12 protein-coding genes and 1 pseudogene are annotated in these 12,176 nt (G+C 43.9%); 12 read left to right on the top strand and 1 reads right to left on the bottom strand.

Going from position 1 to position 12,176, the window contains the following annotated elements:
• The 11 genes and pseudogenes from BU200_RS10780 to BU200_RS10775 all read left to right on the top strand — a co-directional run.
• On the top strand, positions 1–317 hold a 317-nt coding region (locus BU200_RS10780), incomplete at its 5' end, for a transposase (RefSeq protein ID WP_211268961.1).
• 175 nt (positions 318–492) lie between these two features.
• Positions 493–1,188, top strand: a complete 696-nt coding sequence (pynA, locus tag BU200_RS07060) for a pyrimidine 5'-nucleotidase PynA (RefSeq protein ID WP_075099510.1) — start codon at positions 493–495, stop codon at positions 1,186–1,188.
• Between the two features lie 12 nt (positions 1,189–1,200).
• Positions 1,201–1,611, top strand: a complete 411-nt coding sequence (locus BU200_RS07055; RefSeq protein WP_075099509.1) for a PaaI family thioesterase — start codon at positions 1,201–1,203, stop codon at positions 1,609–1,611.
• A 40-nt stretch (positions 1,612–1,651) separates the two neighbouring features.
• A pseudogene (gene ldcB / locus BU200_RS07050) lies at positions 1,652–2,480 on the top strand (LD-carboxypeptidase LdcB/DacB).
• A gap of 507 nt (positions 2,481–2,987) precedes the next feature.
• A complete protein-coding gene (locus BU200_RS07045) occupies positions 2,988–3,185 on the top strand; it encodes a hypothetical protein (protein WP_075099508.1) in 198 nt (65 codons plus the stop codon).
• Between the two features lie 54 nt (positions 3,186–3,239).
• The gene (gene uvrC, locus BU200_RS07040; RefSeq protein ID WP_075099507.1) at positions 3,240–5,024 is read left to right on the top strand and encodes an excinuclease ABC subunit UvrC; all 1,785 of its coding nucleotides are present in this window, start codon (positions 3,240–3,242) and stop codon (positions 5,022–5,024) included.
• 64 nt (positions 5,025–5,088) lie between these two features.
• Positions 5,089–5,214: a DUF4044 domain-containing protein gene (locus BU200_RS07035; protein WP_075099506.1), complete on the top strand. Its 126-nt coding sequence runs from the start codon at positions 5,089–5,091 to the stop codon at positions 5,212–5,214.
• A gap of 72 nt (positions 5,215–5,286) precedes the next feature.
• Positions 5,287–6,600: a GTPase ObgE gene (obgE, locus tag BU200_RS07030; RefSeq protein WP_075099505.1), complete on the top strand. Its 1,314-nt coding sequence runs from the start codon at positions 5,287–5,289 to the stop codon at positions 6,598–6,600.
• Between the two features lie 262 nt (positions 6,601–6,862).
• Positions 6,863–7,051 (top strand): hypothetical protein, encoded by a 189-nt coding sequence (locus tag BU200_RS10955; protein ID WP_142237030.1) that lies wholly within the window; start codon positions 6,863–6,865, stop codon positions 7,049–7,051.
• A gap of 9 nt (positions 7,052–7,060) precedes the next feature.
• Entirely contained in the window at positions 7,061–7,249 is a 189-nt protein-coding gene (locus tag BU200_RS10950; RefSeq protein ID WP_142237030.1) for a hypothetical protein, read from the top strand.
• A 389-nt stretch (positions 7,250–7,638) separates the two neighbouring features.
• The gene (locus BU200_RS10775; RefSeq protein WP_089503558.1) at positions 7,639–7,800 is read left to right on the top strand and encodes a hypothetical protein; all 162 of its coding nucleotides are present in this window, start codon (positions 7,639–7,641) and stop codon (positions 7,798–7,800) included.
• Between the two features lie 189 nt (positions 7,801–7,989).
• On the opposite strand, the gene BU200_RS07025 is transcribed toward BU200_RS10775, so the two are convergent.
• Complete coding sequence (locus tag BU200_RS07025) at positions 7,990–9,525, bottom strand: ATP-binding cassette domain-containing protein (protein WP_075099504.1); 1,536 nt, start codon at positions 9,523–9,525, stop codon at positions 7,990–7,992.
• Positions 9,526–10,164: 639 nt separating this feature from the next.
• Here BU200_RS07025 and lepA point away from each other — a divergent pair.
• Positions 10,165–11,988 (top strand): translation elongation factor 4, encoded by a 1,824-nt coding sequence (lepA, locus tag BU200_RS07020; RefSeq protein WP_075099503.1) that lies wholly within the window; start codon positions 10,165–10,167, stop codon positions 11,986–11,988.
• Positions 11,989–12,176 lie beyond the last annotated feature (188 nt).

Genomic DNA, 12,176 nt, shown 5'->3' with positions numbered 1-12,176 from the left:
AAGTCAATGGTAAGTTTGTAGCGCCCATGATTTACAAACAAAGCATGACCAGTCACTTCTTTGTCAAATGGTTTGAAAGTCAGTTATTGCCGGCTTTAGATAGCCCTCACATAGTGATTATGGACAATGCTACCTTTCATCCAAAAGCACAATTAGATGAGCTTTGTATCGCAAATCACCATTTCTTCCTACCTTTGCCACCCTATTTTCCTGAACTAAATCCGATTGAAAAAGCATGGGCTAACCTTAAGAAGAAAGTCATGGAGTTACTACCCAAATATAACTCGGTGATAGAATGTCTGAACAATGTTTTTTAAAGTGAAACAACTTAATACCTTGCTCCTATCAGCTTTTACAGTTCTTTTTGCTCCCGTTATCTTTTCGTATTTTCTGGTAATGTTTTATTTGCTATAAGTACATTTTTGTTTTTATGGTATAATAAAATTAGTATTTAGATGGAGATGATACCCTCTGGAAAGGAAAAAAGCTAAATTGTATTACAAATTTTTACTATTCGATCTTGACCATACCTTGCTGGATTTTGCAAGGGGTGAGGAGCAGGCTTTGAATCAATTTTTGGAAGTGATGGGAGTTGAGGATAAGGAGACTTTTAAGGCTTATTATAAGCCCATGAATCAGGCCATGTGGAAAGAGTTAGAACAGGGGAAAATCAGCAAGGTTGACCTCATCAATACACGCTTTGCGCGTGCCTTTGCACATTTTGGGCGTGAGGTAGATGGACGAGAAATGGCACTGCTCTATCAAGATTATATCAGCCAGCAAGGGCAAACCTTTGATGGCGCAGTTGACCTGTTGCAGCAATTGCTAGAGCTGGGCTATGACTTGTACGGTGCGACCAATGGTGTGACCTACATTCAGGAAAATCGTTTGGCGCATTCACCAATTCAATCCTTTTTCAAGGAAATCTTTATTTCAGAGCAAATGGGAACGAAAAAACCAGAGGCGCTCTTTTATGAAAAAATAGCAGAGCGGATTCCAGGATTTACAAAGGAGCAGGCTCTGATGATTGGTGATAGTTTGACAGCAGATGTTCAAGGAGGCAATAATGCAGGCATTGATACCGTTTGGTACAACCCGATCTCTCTGGAAAATCAGACCAATGCCCAGCCAACCTATGAAGTGAAAAACTATCAAGAATTGCTCGCCTTATTGAAAGGAAAGAAATAAGAGGAGAAGAAAATGGAAGACAGGGCTTTGCACGAAATTCGCGTCTTTGAAAATTTTGAGATGCTATCGTCAGAAAAGGGGCATGTTGCAGTAAGAACCGAGGTGGTCGAAAAGTCCTTGAATTATTATGGCTTTGCCCACGGAGGTTACCTCTTTACCCTATGTGATCAGATTGCTGGTTTGGTGGTGGTTTCGACAGGATGTGATGCAGTGACCCTCCAATCTAGTATTAACTATCTGACGTCAGGTAAGCTGGGTGACACCCTTATCATTGAGGGTAGATGTGTCCATAATGGGCGAACGACCAAGGTGGTTGATGTGACTGTAACCAATCAACAGCAGGCAGAAATTGTCAAAGCAACCTTCACCATGTTTGTTACAGGGGAGCATGTCAAAGCATTGCAGGATACTAATAGAAAGTAGGTGTTTCATGGATAAAAGGTCTCGTGTATTCTCAAGGAAAATGAAAAATAGGCAAGAAAAAGTAATTGAGGAGAGAAGGACAGCTTATCAAGAGAAATCGATACAGTATCTTTGGAATGTTCAAAAGGTAATCGCAGGCCTTTCCCTATTCGTTCTTGTAGCTTGCGCACCATCTACGGCTCAAAAGGAGGTCAAGCCCTCTTCTGCGACCGGTACAGTAGCTTCAAGCAACCGTACAAGTTCACAAGAGGAAGAGACGAGCACCTCTAGCCAGTTCAGCCAAGAAGCGACAAGTCCTGCTTCGACATCTACTAAGGCGAGCTTTAACGGTTCCTATTATAGTGTGCAGGGAAAATATGGTGAGGTCATTATTGTCAATAAAAAAGCACCCTCTCTCAAGTGACTATGCTCCGGGTGAGATTCCCGAAGCAGTCTCTGCCTTTCATGAGATAGTAGCTAAGATGCAGTCCTTGGGCTATGATGTCTCCACGACGAATTACAGCGGTTTTCGCTCCTATGAAACACAGGAAAGCCTTTACCAATCCTATGTCGCCAAAGATGGAAAAGCCAATGCAGACCGCTATTCTGCAAGAGCAGGATACAGTGAACACCAGACAGGATTAGCCTATGATATAATCGATAGCACTGGCTCCCTATTAATCGAGCCAAGTGCGACGACGTGGTTGGCTGCCAATGCCCATTCTTACGGCTTCATTGTCCGCTATCTACCGGGCAAAGAGGACAGCACAGGCTACATGCCAGAATCCTGGCATATCCGCTATATTGGCAAGGAAGCAAGTGATATCTACCAGTCTGGTCAAACCCTAGAAGAATATTTCAATCTTCCAGGTGGAGGATATGAGGATTAAATGCTTATATTTATATATGGAAAATCTCTAACTACCTCTTGATCCTCAAGGAAAATCAAAGAAATTGAATACGTCCTAAACTCTGTATCTGAAAGGGACACAGCTGTTCCGATTTTAAATAAATACAGATATAGGTGTACTCAAGGTATATTCGCCTCTCACCTCCTCCTTAGTGTGATGATTTTTGACGAGTATTACAAGAGCCGACTACAAAAACAACCCTACTTAGTTTATTGCTAGGTAGGGTTATTATGATTCCAATAAATGAATGAGGGCTTTGATTTTCTTTTCCTGTTGATCTTTGGGGAGCTTTAGTCAATTATAAATCGTTTATGGAACAGACTCTATTAAGTCAAACTCGCTATGGGCGTAGCTTGGCTTGGAGTTTGGATAACTTCCGAACGGGCAACACTGGAAGCATTGGTCATAGAACAACGATTATAACAACAAAAATAGAAACATTAGTAGAGGCAACCAAGAGATTGCCTGTTTTGGAGGGAGAAAATAATGAATAGATTAGTGAATAAATTAGAGAAAAAATGTTCAGTTCCAGATTGTGAAAAAGCAGTATTTGGACAAGGAGCCTTCTTTTGTGGTGAGCATGAACGCGGTTTTCAAGATTTTTTAAAAGGTGCAAAAGTATTTGGAGGCACTCTTGTAGCAATAGCAATGTTTATTAAAAAATTAGCTCAAAAGTCAAAATAATGGTTCGCAACAAAAAAGTAGGCTAGTCCTACTTTTTTTGTTACAATAAAGACAATGAATGATTTGATAAGACATAAACTAACCTTACTTCCAGATAGCCCGGGCTGCTATCTGCACAAGAATCAGTACGGAAAAATTATCTACGTGGGAAAGGCAAAGAATCTGCGCAACCGCGTTCGTTCCTATTTTCGGGGAAGTCATGATACCAAGACAACGGCTCTGGTGTCAGAAATTGCTGATTTTGAATACATTGTGACCGAGTCCAATATTGAAGCTCTGCTGTTAGAAATCAATCTGATTCAAGAGAATAAGCCACGCTACAATATCATGCTCAAGGACGACAAGTCCTATCCCTTTATCAAGATTAGCAATGAGCGGCACCCGCGCCTGATGATTACGCGTCAGGTTCGCAAGGACGGTGGACAGTATTTTGGTCCCTATCCAGATGTAGGTGCTGCCAATCAGACCTTGAAGCTACTGGAGCGCCTCTATCCATTTCGGAAATGCAAGTTACCAGAAAATAAATACTGCCTGTATTACCACTTGGGACAATGTCTAGCGCATGGCGATCAGATGCCTAGTCGGGAGGACTATGCCCAAATGGCAACCGAAGTTAGCCAGTTTTTGACGGGGCATGATGATAAGATTGTCCGCCAGTTACAGGAAAAAATGCAGACCGCTGCCAGCAGTCTGGAATTTGAAAAGGCTGCTGAATATCGCGACCTCTTACAGTCCATTTCAACGCTTCGTACCAAGCAACGGGTGATGGCAAAGGACTTACAGGATCGCGACGTATTTGGCTACTACGTCGAAAAAGGCTGGATGTGCGTACAGGTATTTTTCGTCCGTCAAGGGAAACTAATCGAGCGCAATGTCAATCTTTTCCCCTATTACAACGAAGCAGAAGAGGATTTCTTAACCTATCTGGGACAGTTTTATCGCAACCAACAGCACTTAATTCCCAAAGAAGTGCTCATTCCGCAGGATATTGACCAAGAAGCGGTGAAAAGTTTGGTGGATGCTAAGATTGTCAAACCCCAGCGGGGTGAGAAAAAGCAGCTCCTGCAGCTGGCAACCAAGAATGCGCGTGTTAGCCTACAACAGAAATTTAACTTACTAGAGAAGAATCTAGAAAAGACACAGGGAGCGATTGAGAATATTGGTCGGCTATTAGGTATTCCGATCCCAATTCGTATTGAAGCCTTCGACAATTCCAATATCATGGGAACCAGTCCTGTATCGGCAATGGTCGTCTTTGAAAATGGTGTCCCCAATAAAAAGGAATACCGCAAATACAAAATCAAGACCGTAGTAGGACCTGATGATTACGCTTCAATGAAAGAAGTGCTCTATCGCCGCTATCACCGTGTCCAAAAAGAGGGCTTAACTCCGCCAGACCTGATCATCATCGACGGTGGTCAAGGTCAGGTCAAGGTAGCAAAGGAAGTGATTGAGCAGGAGCTTGGCATGAACATTCCGATTGCAGGCTTGCAAAAAAATGACAAGCACCAGACCCACGACTTGCTCTTTGGCAATCCCTTGCAGGTGATTCCACTTTCCCGCAATTCTCAGGAATTTTTTCTCCTGCAACGGATTCAGGACGAAGTACACCGCTTTGCGATCACCTTCCACCGTCAGGTACGGTCTAAAAATTCCTTCTCCTCTAAACTGGATGGAATTGAAGGGCTTGGTCCTAAACGCAAGCAGGCACTTTTGAAGCACTTTAAATCCTTAACCAAAATCCAAGAAGCGAGCTTGCAAGAGATTGCAGAAGCAGGGATACCTTATAAAGTTGCTCAGACTGTAAAAGAAAAACTAAATGAGCAAGATCAGCGTTGAAAATTTCTGCTATTCATGATAAAATGAGGGAAAGTTGAAAGAATAGTCACAAAAAGGAGAAGTCATGGCATTTGGAGAAGAACGACACAAGAAAAATACATTCGAGAAAATAACCCTTATCGTTGTAGTTGTGATGGTTTTGGCAACCATAGCTGGATTGCTTTTGCCAGCAATCAGTGCCATTATGTAATCAGCGGGGCTGGGAGGATTCCTCTAGCCCCTCTTTTATGAAGTGAACGAATAGGAAGAAATAGGTAAATAGATGAGTATGTTTTTAGATACAGCCAAGATCAAGGTCAAGGCTGGTAAGGGTGGAGACGGCATGGTAGCCTTTCGCCGTGAAAAATATGTGCCCAATGGTGGTCCGTGGGGTGGAGACGGGGGTCGCGGTGGTAATGTGGTCTTTGTCGTAGATGAGGGTCTGCGTACCCTGATGGATTTCCGCTACAACCGCCAATTTAAGGCGGCTTCTGGTGAAAAAGGAATGACCAAGGGGATGCACGGTCGCGGTGCGGAAGACCTAGTCGTTCGTGTACCGCAAGGAACAACCGTTCGTGATGCAGAAACGGGTAGGGTCATAACAGACCTAGTGGAGCATGGTCAGGAATTTGTCGTGGCTCATGGAGGCCGTGGTGGTCGCGGGAATATTCGATTTGCAACCCCGAAAAATCCTGCCCCCGAAATTTCTGAAAACGGTGAGCCGGGTGAAGAGCGCCACCTCGAATTGGAATTAAAAGTCTTAGCAGATGTCGGCTTGGTCGGCTTTCCGTCTGTCGGAAAATCCACTTTGCTTAGCGTGATTACAGCAGCTAAGCCCAAAATCGGCGCTTATCATTTTACAACCATTGTTCCAAATCTCGGAATGGTTCGCACCAAATCAGGTGAATCCTTTGCAGTGGCAGATTTACCGGGTTTGATCGAGGGAGCCAGTCAAGGGGTAGGACTTGGAACCCAGTTTCTCCGCCATATCGAACGCACACGCGTTATCCTGCATGTTCTGGATATGTCGGCAAGCGAGGGGCGGGATCCCTATGAGGACTACCTCGCCATTAACCATGAGCTTGAAACCTACAATCTTCGCCTTATGGAACGCCCTCAGATTATTGTCGCGAATAAAATGGATATGCCAGATGCGGAAGAAAATCTCAAAGAATTTAAGCAAAAATTAGCAGCAAGTTATGATGAATTTGATGAATTACCCCAGATTTTCCCGATCTCTGGACTGGCACACCAAGGCTTGGAAAATCTCTTAGAAGCAACAGCTGAATTGCTTGATAAGACACCAGAATTTCTATTGTATGATGAGGCAGACTTTGAAGTAGAAGAAGCCTACTACGGCTTTAATCCAGAAGAGCCAGAGTTCGACATCAGTCGTTCGGATGATGCTAGCTGGATATTATCTGGTGAGAAATTAGAAAAACTCTTTACCATGACCAACTTTGACCGTGACGAATCTGTGATGAAATTCGCCCGTCAATTACGTGGTATGGGAGTGGATGAGGCTCTCCGAGCTCGTGGTGCCAAAGACGGTGATATTGTGCGTATCGGCACCTTTGAATTTGAGTTTGTGGATTAACGTTGGAAGCACATCTAAGCCAAGGACTTGATGTGCTACGGTAGCCACTATGGTGGTCTACCTACCAACCTTACTAACTCCGACCAGCCAGTAGTATCGACTGTCTGGTCTACGTGTCGTAACGGCATTTATCTTGCTCGTCATGCTATCTAGTGGGCAGACGGCAGTCGCTAAGGCGAACTGCCTAGTCACCTTACTAGTTCAGAAAGGCATTATTGTCGAATGCCTTTCTTCACGTCGTAACATATCCTAGCTTGTAAGGTTGAGCCTACTTTCCGCCATTATTCAGTATAATGTCCAGTCTGGTCTACGTGTCGTAACGGCATTTATCTTGCTCGTCATGCTATCTAGTGGGCAGACGGCAGTCGCTAAGGCGAACTGCCTAGTCACCTTACTAGTTCAGAAAGGCATTATTGTCGAATGCCTTTCTTCACGTCGTAACATATCCTAGCTTGTAAGGTTGAGCCTACTTTCCGCCATTATTCAGTATAATGTCCAGTCTGGTCTACGTGTCGTAACGGCATTTATCTTGCTCGTCATGCTATCTAGTGGGCAGACGGCAGTCGCTAAGGCGAACTGCCTAGTCACCTTACTAGTTCAGAAAGGCATTATTGTCGAATGCCTTTCTTCACGTCGTAACATATCCTAGCTTGTAAGGTTGAGCCTACTTTCCGCCATTATTCAGTATAATGTCCAGTCTGATCTACGTGTCGTAACGGCATCTATCTTGCTCGTCATCCTATCTAGTGGTCAGACGGCAGTCGCTAAGGCGCTCTGTTTAGTACCGTTTTGGTAGGCTAGTCGTTTTAGTCCTTCTTTCGACCTGTCTTGCTAAGGAGTAGCTGGTCTACGTGTCGTCACAAGCCTTGTGCTTGTCTGTTTTTGATGTGGTGATGATTTTTGCGACAACACTAGGTGACCAATTTCGCTACTGTTATTGATCGGTTGAAAGAGAGGCTGTACGGGCTGCTGGTTATGGAATAGGGACGTAAATAGGGATAGGTGCATTGTCATCTAAAGAAAATTGGAGGTTTTATTATGGGAGATAAGCCAATATCATATAAGGATAAGGACGGGAATTTTGTCTCGGCAGCTGATATCTGGAATGCGGAAAAACTAGAGGAACTCTTTAATAAACTAAATCCAAATCGCAAGTTCCGCTTGGAGCGTGAAAAATTACAGCAACAAAGCCAAGAGTAAAAAGGGAGTGGGAAAGAACTTGACTGGTTGAAAAAGAGTTCGTCTTCCCACCCCCGCACAGTTGATTAGGTCAGATTTGGAGTGAGAAACACGAACAAATCTGCCAATCAACCACTGCGCTGAGATGTTGTCATGAACCATGAGAAGCGAGGCTGGACTTGAACTCAGCCTCCTTTTTTATGCCTCTGTTCAACATTCTTCCTTGCGGATTTCTGTTAGTCCATTTTCTCCTAACTGGTAAATCGTATCGCAGACTTCTGTGAGAAAGGCTCGATCGTGGGATACGGTGAGGATTGCGCCGGGGAAAGAGGAGAAGAGCTTGCGAACCTGAGGTTGTGATGTCGGTGAAAAATTCCGTGTTGGCTCATCTAGCAATAAGATGGGACAGGCATCTAGGACGATTTTAAGGAGTAAGAGCTTAGCCTGTTGCCCACCAGATAAGGAAGAGATAGGGTGGCGAGCTTCTTCACGGGTAAATTGCAGACTAGCTAGATGAGTGAGGATTCGTTCCTCCTCTTTTTTATAAGGAGAAGAGGACAGAAATTGGAGCGGAGAAGCAAGCATATCGAGTAGGTCTTGGTAATCTTGAGGCATGTAGCCGATAGGCTGGGTCTCTTGTTGCTGCAAGATGGCATAGATTTGCTTGAGCAGACTGGATTTACCAGCGCCATTTTTTCCAATAATACCGACTTTTTCTTGGGCAAACAAGCGGAAATGCAAGCTAGAAACCAAGGTCTGCTGTCCTACTCGCAGGCTGAAATCAGCCAGATCAATCATCAATTTGTGGGCAGGAAGTGGCTCTATATGTCTAAAATGGAGCTGAATACTGTCTTCTTGGCTAGGAATTTCAGTCAGCTTGCTCGCTTCTTTCTCATAGCGTTTTTCTTGAGAGAGCACTGCCTTCATTTTCTTAGCAACCAGTCGTCCTGCAGTTGCATCATGAGTATGGCGAACCGCATGTTCGACACTTTGGTGAATGCGATGATGGCGTTCCATTTTCTTTTGGTGAGCGAGGCGTTGGTTGCGTGCCTGCTGGAATTGGCGTTCAAACTGTTCTTTTCTTGCTTGAGCATAAGGTGCGTAGCCCAGAGCTTGAACGGTGGTTCTTGCGACTTGCCGTTTTTTGATGCGTTCCAAGTGTACGATTTTGGTTGCCGTCTTGCTCAAAAAAGCCTCATCATGGGAGATAAAGATGACGGTTTTAGACGTCTGGCGAATAAAGTTTTCCAGCCATTTGAGGGTCGCTAGATCTAAATCATTGGACGGTTCATCAAGAAAGAGAATGTCCGTTTCTCGAGCTAGTTCCTTGATAAGCTGAATTTTTAATTGTTCTCCACCAGATAGGACTGATAAGCGCTGTGAATCAGCGAAACGCTTACTATCAAATTGTAAGTCCTTAGCATAGCGGTAGAGTGCCGCATAATCAAGTTCACCCTCGTCTAAGCCAAAGAAATAGTCGCTGAGCGATAGAGATCCGAGCTCTGGTGGCAAGTACTGGGGAATATAGCTGTACTTGGTAAAATGTCGCTGAATATGTCCATTAAACTGAATGTAGGATTCGACTAGCTCTTCTTTTATCATCCATTTTAAAAGACTTGACTTGCCGTTTCCCTCCTCACCAATCAGTGCGACTTTATCGCCCTTATTGACCACCAAAGACAGGTCAGCTATTAGGTCGGTCAAATCTTTTTCATGGGTCATGGTTAAATGGGTAATTTGTAACATAGGTCCTCCTTATAGAGAAATAGCCCTACCTTAACCAGTAGGACTGTTTGTCTGTATCAGCGAATCCTTTGCACAAAACTCCAGAATGGTACCGGAGCGTACCAGCCTGTTTGAAAGAGTATAGTCATTTAGTTTATATTTTTATTACTTCGTTAACTCGTCTTGCTGTACTATTGAGAAAAGTTACACTTTTCTTATCTATCGATTGAAATAGTTATCAACTATTTCAACTACCTGCGACTCGTTGCCTAGTACTAAAAATAAACTAAACGGCTATATTATACTAACTACATCAAAAAGCGCGTGCAAAAAGGAGATACAAACAGCCAAGCCTAGTGGTAAAGTAGTGATGCGCAAAAGAGTGCAGAAGCCTGCTCAATACGCTTTCAAACTTTAACAAATGACTTAGTTGTTCATTCTCCTCTTACCTCCGAGTATTGTTAGCTTTACTCTATCATAGAAAGATAGGGTTGTCAACTGCTAATTCATTCTCTTTAAAAATCAACAGGCGCTTTATCAACCCATCTATTTAGTATATAGCAGATTTGAATGATAGGGTAGGAAAACCCGCTAGTCCTAGATAGTCAAGTCAGGCAATTTTTGATATAATGACATAGAATATACCCTAAAGGATGAGATATGAATTTAGAAGATTTAAAGAAACGTCAGGAGAAGATTAGGAACTTCTCGATTATTGCCCATATTGACCATGGTAAGTCGACCTTGGCAGACCGTATTTTGGAAAAGACAGAGACCGTTTCCAGTCGTGAAATGCAGGCGCAATTGCTAGACAGCATGGATTTAGAGCGTGAGCGCGGGATTACGATTAAGCTCAATGCCATTGAATTGAACTATACGGCAAAAGATGGGGAAACCTATATTTTCCACTTGATTGACACACCGGGGCATGTCGATTTTACCTACGAGGTATCAAGGTCTCTTGCTGCCTGCGAGGGTGCGATTTTAGTCGTTGATGCTGCACAGGGAATTGAAGCGCAGACCCTAGCAAATGTCTACCTTGCCTTGGATAATGATTTGGAAATCCTGCCCATTATCAATAAGATTGACCTACCTGCGGCAGATCCAGAACGAGTGCGTCAAGAAATCGAAGACGTGATTGGACTTGACGCTAGTGAGGCAGTACCGACCTCTGCCAAGGCTGGAATCGGGATTGAAGAAATCTTAGAACAGATCGTTGAGAAGGTGCCGGCTCCAGCAGGAGACGTAACAGCACCGCTCAAAGCCCTGGTTTTTGATTCTGTTTATGATGCCTACCGTGGTGTAATCCTGCAAGTACGTGTCATGGACGGCATCGTTAAGCCGGGCGATACCATTCAAATGATGAGCAATGGCAAGACTTTTGATGTGACAGAAGTGGGAATTTTCACTCCTAAAGCCGTAGGACGTGACTATCTTGCGACGGGGGATGTTGGCTATATTGCAGCTTCGATTAAGACTGTTGCAGATACCCGTGTCGGTGATACGGTAACCCTTGCCACCAATCCAGCAGAAGCACCGCTTGAGGGCTACAAGCAGATGAACCCAATGGTGTTTGCAGGAATTTACCCGATTGATTCGAATAAGTATAACGATTTGCGAGAAGCACTTGAGAAATTGCAACTCAATGATGCCAGTTTGCAATTTGAACCAGAAACTTCCCAAGCACTCGGCTTTGGTTTCCGTTGTGGCTTCCTAGGGCTGCTTCACATGGACGTTATCCAAGAGCGGATTGAGCGGGAGTTTAATATCGACTTGATTATGACAGCTCCGTCCGTAGTCTACCATGTCAATATGACCGATGGTGAGACCATTGAAGTATCGAATCCGTCTGAATTTCCTGATCCAACTAAGATTGATAATATCGAAGAGCCCTATGTCAAGGCTCAAATCATGGTACCGCAAGAGTATGTTGGAGCGGTGATGGAATTAGCGCAGCGCAAACGCGGTGATTTCGTGACCATGGATTATATTGACGACAACCGTGTCAATGTCATTTATCAAATTCCGCTAGCTGAAATCGTCTTTGATTTCTTCGACAAATTGAAATCCTCCACCCGTGGCTATGCAAGTTTTGACTATGAAATTTCAGAGTACCGCCCATCGAAATTGGTGAAAATGGATATTCTTCTGAATGGTGACAAGGTTGATGCTCTCAGCTTTATTGTCCACAAAGAATTTGCTTATGAACGCGGAAAATTGATTGTTGATAAGCTCAAGAAAATCATTCCCCGTCAGCAATTTGAAGTTCCTATTCAAGCTGCAATCGGACAAAAAATTGTCGCACGTAGTGACATCAAAGCCCTCCGGAAAAACGTCTTGGCAAAATGTTATGGAGGAGACGTCTCTCGAAAACGCAAACTCCTTGAAAAACAAAAAGCCGGTAAAAAACGCATGAAAGCTATCGGAAGTGTCGAAGTCCCACAAGAAGCCTTCCTCAGCGTATTGAGTATGGATGAGGAATAAAACAGTCCAGTGGACTGTTTTATCCCGAGCTAGTTATTCCGAAAAGCGAGGCAAGTCCAGTGGACTGTTTTATCCCGAGCTAGTCATTCCGAAAAGCGAGGCAAGTCCATTGGACTGTTTTATCCCGAGCTAGTCATTTCGAAAAGCGAGGCAAGTCCATTGGACTGTTTTATCCCCAAGCCTAAAAA

Source organism: Streptococcus acidominimus, assembly GCF_001921825.1.
GTDB lineage: Bacteria > Bacillota > Bacilli > Lactobacillales > Streptococcaceae > Streptococcus > Streptococcus acidominimus.
The sequence above is the reverse complement of the archived record's forward strand: the minus strand, read 5'-3'. Positions and strand labels throughout refer to the sequence as shown.